This is a genomic window from Mycolicibacter algericus DSM 45454, assembly GCF_002086455.1.
Classification (GTDB): domain Bacteria; phylum Actinomycetota; class Actinomycetes; order Mycobacteriales; family Mycobacteriaceae; genus Mycobacterium; species Mycobacterium algericum.
Genome location: NZ_MVHC01000008.1, coordinates 95,146 through 115,372, shown reverse-complemented (window position 1 = coordinate 115,372; position 20,227 = coordinate 95,146). Strand labels below are relative to the sequence as shown.

Here is a 20,227-nt window from a genome sequence, read left to right as displayed (position 1 = left end):
GGCGACACACTAAGAACTGCGCACGTCAATCGGCGGGCTCGATGTTGTGGTTGAGGGTGAACCGGTTCTCCGGGTCCAGCCGCGCCTTGAGTTCGGCGAGTCGCTGGTAGCCGGCGTCGCCGAAGGTCGCGCGGATGCGGTCCTGTCCTTCGTCGCCCACGAAGTTCAGGTAGGCGCTCGCCGGGCCGAGTGGGCGCAGGATCTCGAAGGCCTGCCCGGCCCACGCCGTGCACCGAGCGGTGTCGGCGGGGTCGGTCCAGGTCGTCATCAGATGGATGATGTACGGGTGGTCGCGGGCGACGACGGCCGTGGACTCCGGCGGAACGCGGCTGGCGTACCCGCCGAGCCGGATCAGGTGCAGCCGGGTCTGCGTCGAGGGCCGTGACCGGCCCAGCAGCGCGATGCGGCGGATCGCCTCGTCGGTGAGTTCGGTGACGAACAGCGATTTCCAGTAGTTCAGCCAGCCGTACGGCGCCGTGTAGTCGAGGGCCTGCTGCCAGGTCGAGTAGTCCAGCGTGTGCTGCACCGCCACCACCGGCTTCGCCGCCACGCCACGGACGTCGAGCAGGGCGCTGACATCGTTGCTGCCGATCGAGTCGGTCCGTGTTGAACAGGCCAGCACATTGACCAGCGTCTTGCCGGTGGTGAAGTCGGTGGAGAAGTCGAGGATGGACGCCAGGTGGTCGGGTGCGTTGTCCATCTGGGCGCGGAAATGCTTGAGGGCCGCCTCGGCGTCGGTGTCGGGGTAGGACTGCACCCCGGCGGTCACCGCGTTCACCGGGTGCAGCCGCAGCACGAACTGCGCTACGACGCCGAAGTTGCCGCCTCCGCCGCGCAGCCCCCACAGCACGTCCGTGTGCTCGGTCTCGCTGACGGTCAACACGTTGCCGGATGCGGTCACCAGTGTCGCGCCGATCAGGTTGTCGCAGGTCATCCCGTGGGCGCGGGAGAGCCAGCCGATGCCGCCGCCGAGCGAGAACCCGCCGACGCCGGTCGTCGACACCACCCCGCCCGGGCAGGCCAGCCCGTGCCTGCTGGTCACCGGGTCGACGTCGCCCCAGGTGGCGCCGGCGTCGACATAGGCGATCCGCGCTTGCGCGTCGACCCGCACCCCGCGCATCAGGGTCAGGTCGATGACGATGCCGCCGTCGGTGGCCGAATGACCGGCAACGCTGTGTCCGCCGCTGCGCACCGCGATCTCGGCTCCGGCGGCCACCGCATAGCGCACGGCGGCGACGATGTCGTCGGTGGAGCGGCACTGCAGCACCACCCGCGGCCGCTTGTCGATCATGCCGTTGAAGACCTGACGGACCTCGTCGTAGCGGGCGTCGCTCGGGGCGATTACTTCGCCGGAGAATCCCGGCACGGCAGGGGCGGTCGCTGTCATGGCATCCTCGGTGTCGGCGGAGCTCTTACTCGTCGCGAAGCTCGGTCGCCGGAGTGGACCGAGTGCTCTTCCAGGCGGGAATGACGGCCGCGAAAACCGCGGCGACGGTGGCCAATACGGCGTAGAGCACCGCGTCCGACCACGGGAACACCAGCGGGGTGATCAGGCCGACGTTGACCACGGCGGCCCGTCGGACCGCCTCGGAGATGGCGATCGACAGCACCGCGCCGAACAGGCCGCCGGCGGCGCCGGCGACGACGGCCTCGATGGTGGTGATGGAGAACACCCGCACCCGGGTGGCCCCCAGCGCCTGGATCAGCGCCACTTCGCGCCTGCGCCGGATCCCGACCAGCAGCAACGTCGAGAGCACCGAGATGAAGGCGATGCCGAGCAGGCCGTACTTGAGGGTGTTCAACGGCGTCAGATACCGGCCGATGGACGTCGCGATCTCCGAGGCGTAGCCGTCGGTGTCCACCGCGGTCACCGGCTGGTCGAACTGGGTGGCCCCGATGCTCTCGATGACCTGGCCGGCGGTGAATCCCGCTGCCGGCGTGGCGAAGATCAGGCCGGCGGGCTGCGGGCCGTAGATCTGCTCGGCGATCGAGTACGGCATGTAGATCCGGCGGCCACCGTATTCGGGGGTGGCCACAATGGTGCCGATGCTCATCGCCTGCGCATCGAGTCCACTTCCAAATACCAGAATGTCACCGATATGGAGCTTTTTCTCCCGCGCGAGGACGCTGCCGATGACGACCTGATTAGCCTTCTGACTCGCCTCCGGGGATTGGCCGGCGAGTAATCCGAACGGAAATGTCGGCCGGTCCTGGGCCTGAATATGCGCCAGTGACCCGTCTTTGAGGCTGATCTCGATCTCGGCCATCCGCTCGATCTTTTCCACCCCGGTCAACGCGTTCAGTTTGTTGACCGTCTGCGGGGCGAATCGGGCGTCCACGGGGCCGTAGTCGGCGAACTGCGTCGTGGTGATGGCGATGCGACCGTCCGCCTGGGATTCGGCGACCCGGGTGGCGCCGATGTGAATCGCGACGAGGAACCCGGAGAGCAGGATCGCGACCACGACCGGCACCGCGATGGCGCCCGAGATCGCCGCGGTGCGCGAGCGGTCCGAGCGCAGCGCGTTGAGGGCGATGGTCAGCGTCGCCCCGCGCGACTTGTCCGGCCGCGGTCGCACGCTGGTGATGGCCTGCGCGCTCAGGTACGCGGTGGCCAGCAGCAGCCCGATGAGCGCGACCACCGCGCCCACGTCGGCGAGGATGGCCTGCCAGGCCACCAGGGCGCCGGACAGTGTCGCCAGCCGTGCCGCGATCACCCCGCTGAGCCCGATCGCCAGCAGCAGCAGCGCCCGGAACCAGATCTTGCGTTGTGTGGTCTGCTCCTGGGCCGCCCGCCCGGACAGCTCGGCGGCGATCGGGGTGTTGGAGGCCGACAGGGCGGGCCCGATCGCGGCCCCCACCGCCAGCAGCAGCCCGGCCAGCACGCCGACCACCAGGATCGCCGGCTTGAGCACCACCGGCACGGTGACGCCGACGAATCGTTCGGTGAGCTCACTGGCGCTGGCCACGATGGGCTCGGAGATCACGATGCCGGTCAGCACGCCCATCGCCGATCCCGCCGCGCCCAGCAGCGCGGCCTCGCTGAGAAACCCGGTCATGATCGAGGCGGGTGAGGCTCCCAGCGCGGAGGCGATCGCGATCTCGCGGCGGCGCTCCTCGACCGAGAGCCGGGTGATCTGGGTGATCAGGATGACCCCGACACCGATCGAGATCAGCGCGAAGATGCCCAGCAGCGGCAGCAGCACGTCGTTGACGTTGTAGCCCTTCGCCGGTTCGCTGCGGGGCTGCACGCTGTAGGTGGGTCCCAGCGTGGTCTTCAGCTGCTGTTGGACCTCGCCGGCGTCGGCGTCGGGGGCCAGCGTCACGTACAACATGTCCACTCGGTCGCCGCGGGCGAACTGCACCTTGGCCATGCTCAGCGGCAGCACCGCGACCAGGCCGTTGTTGACCTCGTCCAGGTCGGCCACCCGCTGGAACTTCTCCACTGACAGCTGTCCGGCGTCGGTGACCAGGGTCGCCGAGGCGTCCAGGGAGTCGCCCAGTGACTTCGAGATCGCCGGCGGTGGCTCCTGCTGCCCGGCTTGGCAGACCTTCGGGTCGACGATCCACTGCGCCGAGCAGTCCACGCCGAGGCCCAGCCCGTAGCTCTCGGTGCCCTTGCCGCCACTGTCGCCGTCGTTGCGGATCATCGTCACGCCGCGGATGACGGGCACCACCGCGCCCACCCCGGCGACCGACCGGGTGTCCTCGATGACCGCCGGACTGATGCCGCCGCGGGTGGCGGCGCCGACCACGCGCAGCGGTGCGGGCCCGGCGATCTGGTAGCCGACGTCTTCCACCGCCTTGGACACGCTGGTGACCTCGATCATGACGGCCACCACGACCGCGACGCCGCCGCCCAGCGAGAAAGCGGCCAGTGCGGCCCGGAATGCGTGTTTACGAACGGCCCGAAAATTGATGATCCGGAGCAGGCCGAAAGTCGCGGCTAATGTCCCGCGAGCCATGTCACATTGTCGGGCGCATGAGCCATTCCGCTGTCGGTCTCGATTTCACCGTCGAGAAGTGAAACCAGCCGGGGAGCGTCGTCGGCTATTTTCCGGTCGTGGGTCACCAGGACAATTGTCTGGCCGGCGGCATTCAGGTTGTACAGGGCGTCAATAACCCGCTGCCCGTTAACGGTGTCCAGGTTGCCGGTCGGCTCATCGGCCAGAATGACGTCTGGCTTCATGAAAAGCGCCCGGGCAACGGCGACCCGCTGTTGTTCACCGCCGGACAACTCCGACGGGACCCGCTTGGATTTGGCGGCCAGCCCCACCTGGTCGAGCAGGCCCATCGCGTGGGCATGCTGGGAGCGGCCGGATTTGCCCGCCAGTAGGCCCGGCAGCATGACGTTCTCCACGACCGACAGGCCCGCCAGAAGGTTGAACGCCTGGAATACGTAGCCGAGGGTTTGGCATCGGACGGCGGCCAACTGCCGGCGCGACAGCTGCGAGACACTGTGGCCGTTGATGAGCACATCTCCGGAGGTCGGCAGGTCTAGCAGGCCGAGGATGCTCAGCAGGGTCGACTTGCCCGAGCCGGACGGGCCGACCATGGCGACGAATTCGCCGCGGGTTATCTGGATATCGACGTTCCGCAATACCGGCGTCGCGGTATCGCCGTGACCGAACTGTTTGTTGAGTTTGCGCGCTTCCAGCACCACGGGAGGCCTGAGAACGACCGGCGGCGTGTGTCCGTTATGGTCGAGCTCCACGGTGTGGATGTCGGTCCTGATCATGAATCTCCAGCGGGCGTGTGTGATACGGGATCATGCCCGCGTAGGGCGCGTTTCTCAATTCATTGCGCACTCCGATGATGCTGCGCTACCGGGGACGGCATCCTCGAGCATACCGACCTGCGCCGCCTGCTAAAAATCATTCGTCGGTGACTCCGAACACCATTGACTGCCCTGGTCGGCGGGTGTTCTCGCGCTCGCCAGGAGTCGCCGGCGACGCCGTTCCGCAGCAAAACAACCATTGACCTGCAGTTTTTGTTCGTGGACGGCTGGCCGCTGAAGTGCACCAGACTCCGTCTACTCGGCGGCGCGGGTGGCCGGGTGCACGGCCACCAGCCCGAGTTCGTTGCGCCGCTCACAGATCGCCGCCAGTTCGGCGTAGGCCTTCTCGCCCAACAGTTCCGTCAGCTCGGGCCCCAAACTCTGCCAGACCTGCCGGGCGCCGACGTGGGCCGCCGGGTCACCGGTGCAGTACCAGTGCAGGTCTTCGCCGCCGGATCCCCAGCCCCGGCGATCGAACTCGGTGATCGTGGTCTTGAGAATCTCGGTGTCGTCGGGGCGGGTCACCCACTCCTGGCTGCGCCGGATCGGCAGCTGCCAGCACACGTCGGGCTTCATGGTCAGCGGCTCCACCCCCAACCGGACCGCCTTGATGTGCAGCGCGCAGCCCGCGCCACCGGCGAATCCGGGCCGGTTCAGAAAGATGCAGGCCCCCTTGACGGTGCGGGTGCGCAATTGCTCCTCGCCGTCGTTCTCGTCGTATTCCAGGTAGCCCTTCTTGCCCAGACCCTTGTCGCGGTACTGCCAGTCGGCGTCGGTCAGCTGCGCGACGGCGTCGTCGAGCTTGGCGCGGTCGTCGTCGTCGCACAGGAACGCGCCGTGCGAACAGCACCCGTCGTCGGGCCGGCCGGCCACGATGCCCCGGCAGGCCGCTGTGCCGAACACGCAGGTCCAGCGGGACAACAGCCAGGTCAGATCGGCGGCGATCAGATGTTCGGGGTTGTCCGGATCGTAGAACTCCACCCATTCGCGGGGGAAGTCCAGGCCGACTTCACGCCGCGGGGGGCCGGGCTGCGCGGGGGTCACAAAACTCCACGCTAGACCACGAATTCGCGTTGTCTCGCCTTGGTCGATTCCTCGCCCCACTAAGTTGGTTGCGTGCGATTAGGCGTACTCGACGTCGGAAGCAATACCGTCCATCTCCTGGTGGTCGATGCTTACCGGGGCGGTCACCCGACCCCGATGAGCTCGACCAAGGCCACGTTACGACTGGCGGAGGCCACCGACAGCTCAGGAAAGATCACCCGGCGTGGTGCCGACAAGCTGGTGTCCACGATCGACGAATTCGCCACCATCGCAGGTAGTTCGGGCTGCGCGGAGCTGATGGCGTTCGCCACCTCGGCGGTCCGCGACGCCTGCAACTCCGAGGATGTGCTGGCGCGGGTGCGCACCGAGACCGGCGTCGAGTTGCAGGTGCTGGAGGGCGAGGACGAGTCCCGGCTGACGTTCCTGGCGGTGCGGCGCTGGTTCGGCTGGAGCGCCGGGCGGATCATCAACCTCGATATCGGTGGCGGTTCGCTGGAGATTTCCAGCGGCCTCGACGAGGAGCCCGAGGTGGCGTTGTCGCTGCCGTTGGGCGCCGGCCGGCTCACCCGGGAGTGGCTGCCCGAAGACCCGCCCGGGCGGCGCCGGGTGTCGATGCTGCGGGACTGGCTGGACACCGAGTTGGCCCCCGCGGCCGCGACGGTTCTCGACGCCGGCCCACCCGACCTCGCGGTGGCCAGTTCCAAGACGTTTCGTTCGCTGGCGCGCCTCACCGGTGCCGCGCCGTCGGCTGCCGGGCCGCGAGTTCGGCGCACATTGACCGCCGCGGGCCTTAGGCAGCTCATATCATTCATCTCTAGGATGACCACGGCAGATCGTGCCGAATTGGAAGGGGTGAGCGCCGAGCGGGCCCCGCAGATCGTGGCGGGCGCCCTGGTGGCGGAAGCGAGCATGCGAGCGCTGTCGATCGAAACGGTTCAGATTTGCCCGTGGGCGCTGCGGGAGGGCTTGATCCTGCGGCGGCTCGACCGTGAAGCCGACAGCGCCACCTTGCTCCAATCCTCGTCCGTGGGCATGGCCCGGCAAAGAGGGGGCGCCCGATGACCGAGCCCAAGCCCGACCCCCGCGACGTCGAGACGCGGCCGATCTCGGTTGCCGAGCTGCTCGCCAAGAACGGGACGATCGGTTCGCCGCCGGTGACCGGTCGCCGCCGGCGTCGGCGCGGCAACGCCGACGCCGTCACCGTCGCCGAACTGACCGGTGAGATCCCGATCATCCGGGACGAGGACGGGCCCCCGGCGCCGGCGGCGCCGGCCGAATCGCCGGACGACGGCGAGACCTCCGACACCGCGGCGAGCGGCGCCCTGCCCATCGGCCCGGCGCCCGGATTCGTCGACGAGGACAGCCCTGCCACCGGGCCGCGACCGGCGGAACGGGACGAACCTGCCCAGCGGTCGGCGCCCGAACCGCGCTGGCCCAAATCGCCGCCGCAGCCGCCGCGCACCGGCGGCCCGCAGCAGAGTCCCTACCCGCGGCCGATGCGCCGGTCGGATGTGCCCGCAGCGGGCAACGGGCGCCCGGCACCGGCCGACCGTTCCACCGGCTCCGGCGCCGAACGGATGCGTCCCGACCCGGTCGACACCTACACCGACGTCGAACTCGACGTGATGGACACCGATGTGCGCGAGGCCGACCTGGCGGTCGGGGACTCGGCCTACGTGCGCTCGGTCCTCAGCAAGGCCGGCAGCGCCGAGCGGCCGGTCCGGCAGGATTTCGAGGCGGACAGTGCGGGCACCGATCTTGCCGATACCGCCGGCCCGGCCGACCCCGACGCCGCCGACGCCGTCGCGTCCGAGCCGGCGGACGACGACTACGTTGGCCGGCCGGGCGTGGTCGGCGGGCTGCTGGTGGTGCTGCAATCGATCCTGGCGGTGGCGTTCGGCGGCGGGCTGTTCATCGCCTTCGACCAGTTGTGGCGGTGGAACAGCATCGTCGCGCTGGTGCTCACGGTGCTGGTCACGCTCGGCCTGGTCGCCGCCGTTCAGGCCGTCCGCAAGACCGTCGACATCGTCAGCACCTTGATCGCCGTCGCGGTCGGACTGCTGATCACGCTGGGGCCGCTGGCGCTGCACGCCAACTAGCCGTTCACTATTAGTCCGTGCGCCCCGCCATCAAGGTCGGCTTGTCGACGGCTTCGGTTTACCCCCTGCGGGCCGAGGCTGCCTTCGAGTACGCGGCACGACTCGGCTACGACGGTGTCGAGCTGATGGTGTGGGGGGAGTCGGTCAGCCAGGACATCGGCGCCGTGCAGCGGTTGTCCCGCAAGTACCAGGTGCCGGTGCTGTCGGTACACGCACCGTGCCTGCTGATCTCGCAACGGGTCTGGGGCGCCAACCCGATCCACAAGCTGGAACGCAGCGTGCGGGCCGCCGAACGACTCGAAGCCCAGACCGTCGTAGTACATCCGCCGTTCCGCTGGCAGCGCCGCTACGCCGAGGGATTCAGCGACCAAGTCTCCGAATTGGAGGCCCGCAGCGACGTGGCCGTGGCGGTGGAGAACATGTTCCCGTTCCGCGCCGACCGCTTCTTCGGCGCCGATCAGTCCCGCGAACGGATGCGCCGCCGCGGCGGCGGCCCGGGCGCCGCGATTTCGGCGTTCGCGCCGTCCCACGACCCACTCGACGGCAACCACGCGCACTACACCCTGGATCTGTCGCACACCGCGACCGCCGGCACCGATGCGTTGGAGATGGCCCGCCGGATGGGCTCCGGCCTGACCCACCTGCACCTGTGCGACGGCACCGGACTGCCGGCCGACGAGCATCTGGTGCCCGGGCGCGGTGACCAGCCGACCGTTGAGGTGTGTCACCTGCTGGCCGCCAGCGACTTCACCGGTCATGTGGTGCTGGAGGTGACCACCTCCCACGCCCGCTCGCCGCATGAGCGCGAGGCGCTGTTGATCGAGTCGCTACAGTTCGCCCGCACGCATCTGCTGCGCTGACCGCCTGCTGATCACTGAGACACAAGTTCACTGAGACACAAGGAGGCCCGCGTGACCTCATCCACGCTGTTCACCGATGCCATGGCCCTGGTGCGCACCGATGGCGGCGATGGCTCTGACGATGGCGACGTGGCATCGTTCACCGGTGCGCTCAACGAGCACTGGACGATCGGCCCGAAGGTGCACGGCGGCGCGATGCTGGCGTTGTGCGCCAACGCCGCCCGCACCGCCGTAGCCGGCGACGGGACAGCGCCGAAAATCCAGCCGGTCGCGGTGTCCGCCAGCTACCTGTGGGCGCCCGACCCCGGTGCGATGCAGCTGGTGACCAGGATTCGCAAGCGCGGCCGCCGGGTCAGCCTGGTCGACGTCGAACTCAACCAAGGCGAGCGCACCGCGGTGCGCGCGGTGGTCACCCTGAGCGAGCCGGAGCACCAGGCCCCGCCGCTGCTGTCCTTCAACCCGGTGGTGCCGTTGATGACGCCGGAGCCGCCGCCCGGCTTGGAGCCGATCGGTCCGGGCCATCCGATGGAACACATCGTGCACCTGGCGCACGGCTGCGACATCCGCCCGGCGCTGACCACGCTCGGCCCGCGCTCGGATGGCGGCCCGCCGGTGATCGAGATGTGGGTACGGCCCAAGGGCGCCGCGCCCGACGTGCTGTTCGCACTGCTGTGCGGCGACGTCTCGGCACCGGTGACCTACGCCGTCAACCGGATGGGCTGGGCGCCCACGGTGCAGCTCACCGCCTACCTGCGGGCCATGCCGGCCGACGGCTGGCTGCGCGTGATCTGCAGCTGCGTGCAGATCGGCCAGGATTGGTTCGACGAAGACCACACCGTGGTCGACTGCGAAGGCCGCATCGTGGTGCAGACCCGGCAGCTGGCCATGGTTCCCGACCGCTGAGGCAGGCGGGTCTGAAATGCTGTCGCCATGACCAGAATCGCGATCATCGGCGGCGGCAACATGGGCGAGGCCTTGCTGGCGGGCTTGCTGGCGGCCGGCCGCCCGGTCAAGGACCTCGTCGTCGCCGAACGCTTCGGTGACCGCGCCCGACAGCTCTCCGAGAAGTATTCGGTGCTGGTGACCTCGGTCGCCGACGCGGTCGAGAACGCGTCCATCGTGATCGTCGCGGTGAAGCCGCAGGACGTGGAATCCGTCGTCGCCGAGTTCGCCAAGAACCTCACCGCCGCCTCAGAGAACAGTCCCGAGCAGGTCCTGGTGAGCATCGTGGCCGGTGTCACCACCGGGTACGTGGAGTCCAAGCTGCCTGCGGGCACCGCGGTGATCCGGGTGATGCCGAACACCCCGGTCAAGGTCGGCGCCGGCGCCAGCGCGCTGGCCAAGGGCCGGTTCGCCAGCAGCGAGCAGGTCGAGCAGGTCGCCGAGCTGTTCGAGTGCGTCGGCACGGTGGTGATCGTCCCGGAGGAGCAGATGGACTCCGTCACCGCCGTCTCAGGTTCTGGGCCCGCGTACTTCTTCTTGATGGTGGAGGCACTGGTGGATGCCGGGGTCGCCGCCGGGCTGAGTCGGCAGGGGGCCACCGATCTGGCGGTGCAGACCATGGCCGGGTCGGCGCAGATGCTGTTGGAGGAGCGCGGCGAGACGGCGGGGACGGCGAATTCGGTCATCGACACCGGTCCGGCTCAGCTGAGAGCCATGGTGACCTCCCCCGGTGGAACCACCGCGGCCGCGTTGCGGGAACTGGAGGCCGGCGGCCTGCGGACCTCGGTCGATCGGGCCGTCCGGGCCGCAAAAACCCGCTCTGAGCAGCTAAGAATCACATCAGAGTAATTCACTTATTTTTCACATATTGCCTCTCACCCGTCGCAGGAACCCCATTCGTCCCGCTATTCTCCTCTATGTCTGTGCGTGTGGGCGCAGCGGAGGGGAAGCCGCTGGGACTGCACGTGCCTGATTGAAATGGGTAACGATGACGTCTGCGAACGGGCCTTCGGCACGAGACTCCGCTGGCGGCCGGGCGGCACGGGATGCCGGCCCTGCCGACACGGGCCGGGCACAATTTCTCACCGTGGCCGAGGTGGCTGCGCTGATGCGGGTCAGCAAGATGACGGTGTACCGCCTGGTGCACAACGGCGAACTGCCCGCGGTGCGGGTGGGACGGTCTTTCCGGGTGCACGCCAAGGCGGTGCACGACCTCTTGGAGACCTCCTTCTTCGACGCAGGCTGACCGCCGGTCGACAGGTAAGCGCCCCCCGGGCGTCGCCGCACGGCGACGCCCGGGGTCGGCTGTGTCCGGGACCCGGTCAGGTGCCGGTTTTCTGCTCGGCGCCTGCCTACGGGTAAAGTGGCCGGGTCGATCAAGTTCGCCCAGCGCCCCGGTGGCGGCGCGGGCAGCAGCAGATAGCGGAGTTCATGGGTTCAGTCATCAAGAAGCGGCGCAAGCGCATGTCGAAGAAGAAGCACCGCAAGCTGCTTCGCCGTACCCGGGTGCAGCGCAGAAAACTCGGTAAGTAACTCCGCCGAGCCCGCGCCCGGGTCCCGGGCGGGGGACGGGCGATCGCCGCGGTATTGCTTTTCCGGACTGGCCGTTAGGCTGGCGGGGTGGACGAGGCCGGACCCCCGAACGACAGCACGCGAAGCGACGTCCGGCACTATCCCAAGGTTGTGTTGGTCACCGGCGCATGCCGATTCCTGGGTGGCTATCTGACCGCCAGGCTGACGCAGAATCCCTTGATCAACCGGGTGATCGCGGTGGACGCGGTGATGCCGAGCAAGGACATGCTGCGCCGGATGGGCCGCGCCGAATTCGTCCGCGCCGACATCCGCAATCCCTTTATCGCCAAGGTGATTCGAAATAGCGAAGTCGATACCGTGGTGCATGCTGCCGCGGCGTCGTACGTGCCGCGTTCCGGCGGCGGGGCGGCCCTGAAAGAGCTCAACGTGATGGGCGCCATGCAGTTGTTCGCCGCCTGCCAGAAGGCGCCCTCGGTGCGCCGGGTGGTGCTCAAGTCGACCTCGGAGGTCTACGGGTCCTGCTCGCGTGACCCGGTGCTGTTCACCGAGGACAGCACCAGCCACCGGCCGCCCACCCAGGGCTTCCCCCGCGACAGCGTCGACATCGAGGGCTACGCCCGCGGGCTGGGCCGGCGCCGGCCCGACATCGCGGTCACCATCCTGCGGATGGCCAACATGATCGGCCCGGCCATGGACACCGCGTTGTCGCGCTACCTCGGCGGCCCGCTGGTGCCGATGGTGCTGGGCCGCGATGCCCGCCTGCAGTTGCTGCACGAGCAGGATGCGTTGGGCGCCCTGGAACGGGCCACGATGGCCGGTAAGGCCGGCACCTTCAACGTCGGCGCCGACGGCATCATCATGATGTCGCAGGCGATTCGCCGCTCGGGCCGGATCCCGATGCCGGTGTTCGGGCTGGGACTGTGGGCGCTGGACTCGTTGCGGCGGGCCAACAACTACACCGAGATCAACCGGGAGCAGCTGAACTATCTCAGCTTTGGCCGGGTGATGGATACGACTAGAATGCGAACCGACCTCGGGTACAGCACCAAATGGACCACCGCCGAGGCATTCGATGACTACGTGCGGGGGCGAGGTCTCAGTCCGATCATCGACCCCAAATGGGTGCAGTCGGCGGAACGGCGCGCGGTGAGCGCGGTGCAACGCCTGGGCGATATCGGTTTTAACAGGGCGCGGGGAGGGTAACGCCATGGCTGGTGATTCCAGGGCTAAAGTCATTCCGCTGCACAAGAACTCGGCGTCTGCGCGCCGACACCCGTCGACGCTGGCCCGCCCCGACGGCCGTGCCTCAGCCGAGCAGATCAGCGCCGTAGTGCACGATATCGACGGACGCCGCGGCGTCGCCGCGGGGGCGTCCGGTGACGCCGAGGCGGCCCCGAGCGAGTTCGTCCGGCGGGTGGCCGGCCTCGCCGCATTCCTTCGGGAGCGGATCACCGGCGACTACGACGTCGACGAGTTCGGGTTCGACCCGCACTTCAACGAAGCCGTCGCGCTGCCGCTGCTGCGGGTCTTCTTCAACGACTGGTTCCGGGTCGAGGTCAGCGGCATCGAGAACCTGCCGGCCGACGGGCCCGCACTGGTGGTGGCCAACCACGCCGGGGTGCTGCCGATGGACGCGCTGATGCTGTCGGTGGCGGTGCACGACCACCATCCGGGCCGTCGCGACCTGCGGATGCTCGGCGCTGATCTGGTGTTCGACCTGCCGGTGATCGGGCCGGCCGCCCGCAAGGCCGGCCACACCATGGCCTGCACCGCCGACGCCCACCGGTTGCTGGCGGCCGGCGAGCTGACGGCGGTGTTCCCGGAGGGCTACAAGGGCCTGGGCAAGCGGTTCAAGGACCGCTATAAGCTGCAGCGGTTCGGCCGCGGCGGCTTCGTGTCGGCGGCGCTGCAGACCCAGGCGCCGATCGTGCCGTGCTCGATCGTCGGCTCCGAGGAGATCTATCCGATGATCGCCGACATCAAGCTGTTGGCCCGGCTGCTGGGCGTGCCGTATTTCCCGATCACCCCGCTGTTCCCGCTGGCCGGTCCGGCGGGCCTGGTGCCGCTGCCGTCGAAGTGGCACATCGCCTTCGGGGAACCGATCGAGACCACCGACTACGAGCCCGCCGCCGCCGACGACCCGATGGTCACCTTCGAACTGACCGACCAGGTGCGCGAGACGATCCAGCAGACGCTGTACCGGCTGCTGGCCGGCCGCCGCAACATGTTCTTCGGCTGAGTCGGGTAGCTACTTCTTGCCCAGCGCCCGATCGCGCATCGCCTCGAGGGCGGCGATCGTCGCCGCCTCGGTATCGGCGTCCTGGTTCACCGACTCGCCGAGCATGGTGACCACGCTGGTCACCACCGGCTTGCCGTCGGCGTCGGTGACCTCACTGCGAACCTCGCTGACCACCGTGCCGTGGGATTCGATCACCGAGTCCAGGTAGGTGTCGAAGAACAGCTTGTCGCCGGCCACGATCGGCCGGTGGAAGGTGAACTTCTGGTCGCGGTGCAGCACCCGGGCGATGTTGATCGGGATGTCGAACTTGTCGAAGATCTCCAGCTGCACCTGGCGGCCGGCGACCGCCAGAAACGTCAGGGACGCCACCAGTCCGGGGTGCCCGGCCTCAGTCGCGGCGGCCTCGTCGAAGTGGGCCGGGTGCTCGTCTTTGACCGAGCGGGCGAATTCGCGGATCTTCTCCCGGCCGACTTCGAAGTAGTCCGGGAACCGGTAGTGGGTACCGATGACCCCTTGCGACTCGGTGTGTACTGCCATGCCGGTTTACCCCTCCGCTCGCCGTGGTGTTCGGCGGCGGAAGCCTATCAGCGAGCAGCTCAACCCCGCTCGTTCCGGTGCGCCACGGTGCCTGATGCGGTCGCCCGGCCCTCGCAGGCTCCGCAGGCTACGCCCGCTCGTTCCGGTGCGCCACGGTGCTTGATGCGGTCGCCCGGCCCTCGCGGGCTCCGCAGGCTACGCCCGCTCGTTCCGGTGCGCCACGGCCGCCGCCAGGGCCCCGCCGACGGCCCCCAGCGCCAGCGCCGACGGCACCCCGATACGCGCCGCCCGGCGCGCGGTGCGGAAGTCGCGGATCTCCCAGCCGCGCTTGCGTGCCATCTCGCGCAACGCGGCATCGGGATTGATTGCCACCGCGGTGCCCACCAGCGACAGCATCGGCACGTCGTTGAAGCTGTCGGAGTAGGCGGTGCAGCGCCGCAGGTTCAACCCCTCCCGGATCGCCAGCGACCGCACCGCGTGCGCCTTGCCCGGACCGTGCAGGATCTCGCCGACCAGCCGGCCGGTGAACACCCCGTCGGCCGACTCCGCGACGGTGCCCAGCGCGCCGGTCAGCCCGAGCCGGCGGGCGATGGTCTCGGCCAGCTCGTAGGGGGTCGCGGTGACCAGCCACACCTGCTGGCCGGCGTCGAGGTGCATCTGCGCCAGCTCGCGGGTGCCCGGCCAGATCTTGTCGGCGATGATCTCGTCGTAGATCTCTTCGCCGAGCTCGACCAGCTCCGATACCGGCCGGCCCTCGATGAAGGCCAGTGCCTTGCGGCGGCCGGCCGCGACATCCTCGCTGTTCTCTCGGCCGGTCAGCTGGAACTTGGCTTGCGCGTAGAGGAAGCCGACGACATCGCGGTAGGTGAAGTAGTTGCGGGCGGCCAGCCCGCGGCCGAAATGCACCATGGAGGAGCCCTGCACCAGGGTGTTGTCGACGTCGAAGAACGCCGCCGCGGTCAGATCGACCGGCGCCGGGGTGTCGGCGTCGAGCACGTCGGCCAGCGCCCGCTCGGCGCTGGCCGCGAAATCCCCGCCGACCACCGGCTCCAGCTCAGGGCCCGCTGCGGAATCGCCGTCGGTCGGGCCCGGTAAAGCCATCACCCGACTCCCTCCGCTGTGCATTGACGGCCGCTGCTGCGGCCGCCACCAACACTAACCGGACTAACTGCCCAATACCCCCAGGTGATCGCGTAGATCACCTTTGAGGTCGAGCATCGAGTAATCCCGGAAACTGAACCGCCAGACGCCGTCCACCCGCTCGAACTCGTCGTGATAACGGCCGGCCGCGATTACCTGCAGGGCAACGGCATCGGTCTGCTGCAGCACCGTGTAGTAGGACCTGCAGGTCGCGGTACCGGCCTCCTCATCGATGTCGAGGATCGGATTGGTGATGACGTGCTTGGTGCGCGGTGTGCCGTCGGCGTGGATCTTGACCAGCCCGCGCCACAGTTGCAGCATCCCGGCGCTGTCGAGCACGGCATCGGCGTCGGGGCCGACCTTGAGCCGGGCGTGACCGAACAGCGCTGCGGCCGAATCCAAGTCGCCGGCATCCATCGACTCGGCGTAGCGGTATAGCAGGTTCGTGATCGTCACCGCACTTGCGCCGGGCATATCGAAAACATAGCCACCGTGGGCCACACTGGGGCAATGACCCGCCCAGAGGTGCAGTTGCTGACCCGCGACGGCTGCGCGGTCTGCGTCAAGGTGCACGACCAGCTGACGCAACTGGCCGCCGAACTCGGGTTCGACCTGCGCACCACCGATGTCGACGCCGCCGCCAGGGCCGGTGACACCGCAATGCGGGCCGAATTCGGCGACCGGTTGCCGGTGGTGCTGCTCGACGGCCGCGAACACAGCTACTGGGAGGTCGACGAGGCCCGGTTGCGCGCCGACCTGGCCGGCCGCTGACCCGCCCACTGCGCGGATTGCGGCGCGACAAGCGGCGGACCGGGGACGAAACCGCACCCTCCGACGTTGTCGAGCAGACGAACAATCGAACAAATTTGGTGGCCCAGCGCTTTAGCCTCTACCGTGGAGTCAAGTTTGTTCACGGGTGACAGCAAGGAGCGGACCAGGTGATATTGCCGTGAGCGTCCTGCTCTTCGGGGTCTCGCATCGCAGCGCCCCGGTCTCAGTACTCGAGCAGCTCAGCACCGCCGAACCCGATCAGGCCAAGATCGTCGCGCAGGTGCTGGAATCGCCGCTCGTCACAGAGGCGATGATTCTGTCGACCTGCAACCGGGTCGAGGTCTACGCCGTCGTCGATGCCTTCCACGCCGGGCTGTCGGCGGTCGGGCAGGTGCTCTCCGAGCACTCCGGCATGTCGATGACCGACCTGACCAAGTACGCCTACGTCCGCTACAGCGAGGCGGCCGTCGAGCACCTGTTCTCGGTGGCCAGCGGGCTGGATTCGGCGGTCGTCGGCGAGCAGCAGGTGCTGGGGCAGGTGCGCCGCGCCTACGCCTCCGCCGAGGCCAACAACACCGTCGGCCGGGTGCTGCACGAGCTGGCGCAGCGGGCGCTGTCGGTGGGCAAACGGGTGCACTCCGAAACCGGAATCGACGCCGCCGGCGCGTCGGTGGTGTCGGTCGCCCTGGATATCGCCGCGAAACAGCTCGGCGAGAACGCATTACAGGGGCGAACTGCGGTGGTGATCGGCGCGGGATCGATGGGTGCGCTGTCCGCAGCCCACCTGGTGCGCGCCGGCGTGGAGCGCATCCATGTCGTCAACCGCTCGCTGTCGCGCGCCCAGCGGCTGGCCCACAAGATCCGCGAGAGCGGCGCCGCGGCCGACGCCGTCAGCCTGGAACGGATGGCCGCAACGCTGACCGACGCCGACGTCGCGGTCTGTTGCACCGGGGCGGTGAGCCCGGTCGTGTCGCTGGCCGATGTGCACCATGCGCTGGCCGGCGGAAATCGCGACGAGGCGACCCAGCCGCTGGTGATCTGCGATCTGGGCATGCCGCGCGATGTCGACGCCACGGTCGCCGGACTGCCCGGCGTGCAGGTCATCGACATGGAACGGATCCAGCGCGAGCCGTCGGCGCAGGTCGCCACCTCCGACACCGACGCCGCGCACGGCATCGTCGCCCGCGAGGTCGCCACCTACCTGGCCGGGCAGCGGATGGCCGAGGTCACCCCGACGGTGACCGCGCTGCGGCAGCGGGCCGCCGACGTGGTGACCGCCGAGCTGCTGCGGCTGGACCACCGGCTGCCGGGCCTGGACACCGCCCAGCGCGAGGAAGTGGCGCGCACCGTGCACCGCGTCGTCGACAAGCTGCTGCACGCCCCCACCGTGCGGGTCAAGCAGCTGGCCAGCTCCCCCGGCGGCGACAGTTACGCCGAGGCGCTGCGCGAGCTGTTCGAGCTCGACCCGACCGCCGTGGACGCTGTGGCGACCGCCGGCGAATTGCCAGTGGTGTCAGACGGAATCGACGTCGGCGCCGAAACCGGGCCGGCCGGGTAGACGTTTTGGGAGAACTAATCCGTATCGGTACCCGGGCCAGCTTGCTGGCCACCACTCAGGCCGGGACCGTTCGTGACGCTCTGGTGGCCGCCGGACACCCCGCGGAACTGGTCATGATCAGCACCATCGGGGACCGTTCGTCGGGACCGATCGCCGACCTCGGGGTGGGGGTGTTCACCGCCGCGCTGCGCGAGGCAATTCTCGACGGCCGGGTCGACGCCGCGGTGCACTCGCACAAGGACCTGCCCACCGCCGATGACCCGCGGTTTCTGCTGCCCGCGGTTCCGGCGCGCGAGGACCCCCGGGACGCACTGGTGGCGCGGGACGGTTTGGTGTTGGGGGAGTTGCCGGCGGGCGCCCGGCTGGGCACTTCGTCGCCGCGAAGGGCCGCACAGCTTAGAGCACTGGGTCTCGGTTTGGAAATTCGCCCCCTACGAGGCAACCTAGATACCAGGTTGAACAGGGTAAGCAGCGGAGAACTCGACGCCATCGTGGTAGCCCGAGCGGGTTTGGCCCGTATCGGACGCCTCGACGCGATCACCGAGACGCTGGAGCCGGTGCAGATGTTGCCGGCTCCGGCCCAAGGTGCGCTCGCGGTGGAGTGCCGCGCCGGCGATACCGGGCTGGCGGCGTTGCTGGCGGAGTTGGATGACACCGACACCCGCCAGGCGGTTACCGCGGAGCGGACCCTGCTCGCCGAACTGGAGGCGGGTTGTTCCGCACCGGTGGGCGCGATCGCCGAGGTGGTCGAGTCGATCGATGAGGACGGCCGGGTCTTCGAAGAGCTGTCGCTGCGCAGTTGCGTGGCGGCGCTGGACGGATCCGACGTGATCCGCGCGTCCGGCATCGGCAGTCCGGACCGAGCCCGGGAATTGGGCGTGTCGGTCGCGGCGGAACTGTTCGAGTTGGGTGCGCGCGAGCTCATGTCGGACGCGCGGTGAAGACAGCCGCGTTCGGAAGTGGCTGAAGTGACTGGGAGTAGGGAATGGCTCGCCAAGTGAGCGTGCGAGGGCAGAAGCCCAAGCCGGGCCGCATTGTGTTCGTCGGTTCGGGTCCGGGTGACCCGGGCCTGCTGACGGCGCGGGCGCGGACGGCGCTGACGAACGCCGCGCTGGTGTTCGTCGACCCCGACGTGCCCGAGGCGGTGCTGGGGCTGGTCGGCACGGACCTGCCCCCGATCGCCGGGCCGGTGCCGCCGGACCCCAAGGCGGACAAGACCGATACGGCCGAGGAAGGCGCCGCCGGCGCCGAAGACGCCGCCGCGACCGTCCCGGGCGGGCCCGACATCCGTCCCGCACTGGGCGAACCGGCCGAGGTGGCCAAGATCCTGACCGCCGAGGCGCGCTCCGGCGCCGACGTGGTGCGTCTGGTGGCCGGCGACCCGCTGTCCGTCGACTCCGTCATCACCGAGGTCAACGCGGTAGCCCGCACCACCGTGCAGTTCGAGATCGTGCCGGGACTGCCCGCCACCAGCGCGGTGCCCACCTACGCCGGCCTGCCGCTCGGCTCGTCGCACACCGTTGCCGACGTCCGCGACCCGCACGTCGACTGGGCCGCCCTGGCTGCGGCCCCGGGCCCGCTGATCCTGCAGGCCACCACCTCGCACCTGCCCGAGGCGGCCCGCACGCTGATCGAATACGGCCTCGCGGACGCCACCCCGTGCGTGGTCACCACCTCGGGCACCACCTGCGCACAGCGCTCGGTGGAGGCCAGCCTCAGCGCACTGACCGACCCGGCGTCGCTGGCCAGCATCGACCCGGTCATCCTGCCCAACGGTCAGGAGACCGCCGCCGGTCCATTGGTGGTGACCATCGGCAAGACGGTGAACAACCGGGCCAAGCTGAACTGGTGGGAGAGCCGCGCGCTGTACGGCTGGACGGTGCTGGTGCCGCGCACCAAGGATCAGGCCGGCGAGATGAGCGAGAAGCTGGTCGGGCACGGCGCCTCGCCTGTCGAGGTGCCCACCATCGCCGTGGAACCGCCGCGCAGCCCAGCCCAGATGGAAAGGGCCGTCAAGGGTTTGGTCGACGGCCGCTACCAGTGGGTGGTGTTCACCTCGACCAACGCGGTCCGTGCGGTGTGGGAGAAGTTCGGTGAATTCGGGCTGGACGCCCGCGCATTCTCCGGGGTGAAGATCGCCTGTGTCGGCGAAGCGACCGCCGAGCGGGTCCGGGCGTTCGGGATCAGCCCCGAGCTGGTGCCCGCCGGGGAGCAGTCCTCGCTGGGCCTGCTCGACGAATTCCCGCCCTACGACGACGTTTTCGATCCGGTGAACCGGGTGCTGCTGCCGCGCGCCGACATCGCCACCGAGACGCTGGCCGAGGGGCTGCGTGAGCGGGGTTGGGAGATCGAGGACGTCACCGCCTACCGCACGGTGCGGGCCGCCCCGCCGCCGGCGACCATCCGGGAGATGATCAAGACCGGCGGATTCGACGCGGTGTGCTTCACGTCGAGTTCCACGGTGCGCAACCTGGTCGGCATCGCCGGCAAGCCGCACGCCCGCACGATCGTGGCCTGCATCGGCCCCAAGACCGCCGAGACGGCAGCGGAATTCGGGTTGCGGGTCGACGTGCAGCCCGAGACGGCCGCGGTCGGTCCGCTGGTCGACGCGCTGGCCGAGCACGCCGCCCGGTTGCGTGCCGAGGGCGCCCTGCCGCCGCCGCGCAAGAAGAGCCGCCGGCGCTGATCGCGAGTGCGGCGATGACCTGTCTCACGTTGACGCTGCGTCCA

General features: G+C 69.2%; 20 protein-coding genes. 13 read left to right on the top strand and 7 right to left on the bottom strand.

What is annotated here, in order from left to right:
• Positions 1-25: 25 nt before the first annotated feature.
• From BST10_RS10680 to BST10_RS10665, 4 genes are all read right to left on the bottom strand, one after another.
• Complete coding sequence (locus tag BST10_RS10680) at positions 26-1,387, bottom strand: FAD-binding oxidoreductase (RefSeq protein ID WP_083037741.1); 1,362 nt, start codon at positions 1,385-1,387, stop codon at positions 26-28.
• Between the two features lie 25 nt (positions 1,388-1,412).
• The gene (locus tag BST10_RS10675; RefSeq protein ID WP_235673686.1) at positions 1,413-3,962 is read right to left on the bottom strand and encodes an FtsX-like permease family protein; all 2,550 of its coding nucleotides are present in this window, start codon (positions 3,960-3,962) and stop codon (positions 1,413-1,415) included.
• A complete protein-coding gene (locus tag BST10_RS10670; RefSeq protein WP_232062549.1) occupies positions 3,944-4,735 on the bottom strand; it encodes an ABC transporter ATP-binding protein in 792 nt (263 codons plus the stop codon). Before BST10_RS10670 ends, BST10_RS10675 begins: the two co-directional genes overlap by 19 nt.
• 294 nt (positions 4,736-5,029) lie before the next feature.
• Entirely contained in the window at positions 5,030-5,818 is a 789-nt protein-coding gene (locus BST10_RS10665; protein WP_013827432.1) for a DUF3109 family protein, read from the bottom strand.
• Positions 5,819-5,890: 72 nt separating this feature from the next.
• On the opposite strand from BST10_RS10665, the gene BST10_RS10660 reads away from it, so the two are divergent.
• The 9 genes from BST10_RS10660 (at position 5,891) to BST10_RS10620 (ending at position 13,491) form a co-directional block, all read left to right on the top strand.
• Positions 5,891-6,880: a Ppx/GppA family phosphatase gene (locus tag BST10_RS10660; protein WP_083037740.1), complete on the top strand. Its 990-nt coding sequence runs from the start codon at positions 5,891-5,893 to the stop codon at positions 6,878-6,880.
• Positions 6,877-7,917, top strand: coding sequence for a hypothetical protein (locus BST10_RS10655; RefSeq protein WP_083037739.1), 1,041 nt, complete (start codon positions 6,877-6,879; stop codon positions 7,915-7,917). The genes BST10_RS10660 and BST10_RS10655 overlap by 4 nt, the downstream gene beginning before the upstream one ends.
• A gap of 17 nt (positions 7,918-7,934) precedes the next feature.
• Positions 7,935-8,777 carry a sugar phosphate isomerase/epimerase family protein gene (locus BST10_RS10650; protein WP_083037738.1) on the top strand — a complete coding sequence of 281 codons (843 nt, stop codon included), beginning with the start codon at positions 7,935-7,937 and terminating at the stop codon, positions 8,775-8,777.
• A gap of 51 nt (positions 8,778-8,828) precedes the next feature.
• Positions 8,829-9,680, top strand: a complete 852-nt coding sequence (locus BST10_RS10645) for a thioesterase family protein (RefSeq protein WP_013827436.1) — start codon at positions 8,829-8,831, stop codon at positions 9,678-9,680.
• A 27-nt stretch (positions 9,681-9,707) separates the two neighbouring features.
• Entirely contained in the window at positions 9,708-10,568 is an 861-nt protein-coding gene (gene proC, locus BST10_RS10640) for a pyrroline-5-carboxylate reductase (RefSeq protein ID WP_013827437.1), read from the top strand.
• A 139-nt stretch (positions 10,569-10,707) separates the two neighbouring features.
• The gene (locus BST10_RS10635; protein WP_041316921.1) at positions 10,708-10,965 is read left to right on the top strand and encodes a helix-turn-helix domain-containing protein; all 258 of its coding nucleotides are present in this window, start codon (positions 10,708-10,710) and stop codon (positions 10,963-10,965) included.
• A gap of 185 nt (positions 10,966-11,150) precedes the next feature.
• Positions 11,151-11,252, top strand: a complete 102-nt coding sequence (locus tag BST10_RS10630) for a 30S ribosomal protein bS22 (RefSeq protein ID WP_003402602.1) — start codon at positions 11,151-11,153, stop codon at positions 11,250-11,252.
• Positions 11,253-11,339: 87 nt separating this feature from the next.
• Positions 11,340-12,455, top strand: a complete 1,116-nt coding sequence (locus BST10_RS10625) for an SDR family oxidoreductase (RefSeq protein ID WP_083037737.1) — start codon at positions 11,340-11,342, stop codon at positions 12,453-12,455.
• A gap of 4 nt (positions 12,456-12,459) precedes the next feature.
• Complete coding sequence (locus tag BST10_RS10620) at positions 12,460-13,491, top strand: lysophospholipid acyltransferase family protein (protein ID WP_083037736.1); 1,032 nt, start codon at positions 12,460-12,462, stop codon at positions 13,489-13,491.
• A gap of 9 nt (positions 13,492-13,500) precedes the next feature.
• Here BST10_RS10620 and BST10_RS10615 read toward each other — a convergent pair whose 3' ends face one another.
• The 3 genes from BST10_RS10615 to BST10_RS10605 form a co-directional block, all read right to left on the bottom strand.
• Positions 13,501-14,028 carry an FAS1-like dehydratase domain-containing protein gene (locus BST10_RS10615; RefSeq protein WP_013827442.1) on the bottom strand — a complete coding sequence of 176 codons (528 nt, stop codon included), beginning with the start codon at positions 14,026-14,028 and terminating at the stop codon, positions 13,501-13,503.
• 195 nt (positions 14,029-14,223) lie between these two features.
• The gene (locus BST10_RS10610; protein ID WP_193466021.1) at positions 14,224-15,129 is read right to left on the bottom strand and encodes an HAD family hydrolase; all 906 of its coding nucleotides are present in this window, start codon (positions 15,127-15,129) and stop codon (positions 14,224-14,226) included.
• Between the two features lie 63 nt (positions 15,130-15,192).
• Positions 15,193-15,642, bottom strand: a complete 450-nt coding sequence (locus tag BST10_RS10605; RefSeq protein WP_083037735.1) for a nuclear transport factor 2 family protein — start codon at positions 15,640-15,642, stop codon at positions 15,193-15,195.
• Between the two features lie 36 nt (positions 15,643-15,678).
• Between BST10_RS10605 and BST10_RS10600 the strand changes: the two genes are divergently transcribed.
• From BST10_RS10600 to BST10_RS10585, 4 genes are all read left to right on the top strand, one after another.
• Positions 15,679-15,939, top strand: a complete 261-nt coding sequence (locus BST10_RS10600) for a glutaredoxin family protein (RefSeq protein ID WP_083037734.1) — start codon at positions 15,679-15,681, stop codon at positions 15,937-15,939.
• A gap of 178 nt (positions 15,940-16,117) precedes the next feature.
• Positions 16,118-17,497 carry a glutamyl-tRNA reductase gene (locus tag BST10_RS10595; RefSeq protein ID WP_083037733.1) on the top strand — a complete coding sequence of 460 codons (1,380 nt, stop codon included), beginning with the start codon at positions 16,118-16,120 and terminating at the stop codon, positions 17,495-17,497.
• A gap of 5 nt (positions 17,498-17,502) precedes the next feature.
• Positions 17,503-18,438, top strand: a complete 936-nt coding sequence (gene hemC / locus BST10_RS10590; protein WP_041316933.1) for a hydroxymethylbilane synthase — start codon at positions 17,503-17,505, stop codon at positions 18,436-18,438.
• A 44-nt stretch (positions 18,439-18,482) separates the two neighbouring features.
• A complete protein-coding gene (locus BST10_RS10585; protein ID WP_083037732.1) occupies positions 18,483-20,183 on the top strand; it encodes a bifunctional uroporphyrinogen-III C-methyltransferase/uroporphyrinogen-III synthase in 1,701 nt (566 codons plus the stop codon).
• The last annotated feature ends 44 nt before the right edge of the window (positions 20,184-20,227 follow it).

Excerpts from the sequence above, each read along its gene's own strand:
- BST10_RS10680 (WP_083037741.1), bottom strand. The coding sequence starts at position 1,387 with ATGACAGCGACCGCCCCTGCCGTGCCGGGATTCTCCGGCGAAGTAATC.
- BST10_RS10675 (WP_235673686.1), bottom strand. The coding sequence starts at position 3,962 with ATGGCTCGCGGGACATTAGCCGCGACTTTCGGCCTGCTCCGGATCATC.
- BST10_RS10670 (WP_232062549.1), bottom strand. The coding sequence starts at position 4,735 with ATGATCAGGACCGACATCCACACCGTGGAGCTCGACCATAACGGACAC.
- BST10_RS10655 (WP_083037739.1), top strand. The coding sequence starts at position 6,877 with ATGACCGAGCCCAAGCCCGACCCCCGCGACGTCGAGACGCGGCCGATC.
- proC (WP_013827437.1), top strand. The coding sequence starts at position 9,708 with ATGACCAGAATCGCGATCATCGGCGGCGGCAACATGGGCGAGGCCTTG.
- BST10_RS10635 (WP_041316921.1), top strand. The coding sequence starts at position 10,708 with ATGACGTCTGCGAACGGGCCTTCGGCACGAGACTCCGCTGGCGGCCGG.
- BST10_RS10630 (WP_003402602.1), top strand. The coding sequence starts at position 11,151 with ATGGGTTCAGTCATCAAGAAGCGGCGCAAGCGCATGTCGAAGAAGAAG.
- BST10_RS10620 (WP_083037736.1), top strand. The coding sequence starts at position 12,460 with ATGGCTGGTGATTCCAGGGCTAAAGTCATTCCGCTGCACAAGAACTCG.
- BST10_RS10615 (WP_013827442.1), bottom strand. The coding sequence starts at position 14,028 with ATGGCAGTACACACCGAGTCGCAAGGGGTCATCGGTACCCACTACCGG.
- BST10_RS10610 (WP_193466021.1), bottom strand. The coding sequence starts at position 15,129 with ATGGCTTTACCGGGCCCGACCGACGGCGATTCCGCAGCGGGCCCTGAG.
- BST10_RS10605 (WP_083037735.1), bottom strand. The coding sequence starts at position 15,642 with ATGCCCGGCGCAAGTGCGGTGACGATCACGAACCTGCTATACCGCTAC.
- BST10_RS10600 (WP_083037734.1), top strand. The coding sequence starts at position 15,679 with ATGACCCGCCCAGAGGTGCAGTTGCTGACCCGCGACGGCTGCGCGGTC.
- BST10_RS10585 (WP_083037732.1), top strand. The coding sequence starts at position 18,483 with ATGGCTCGCCAAGTGAGCGTGCGAGGGCAGAAGCCCAAGCCGGGCCGC.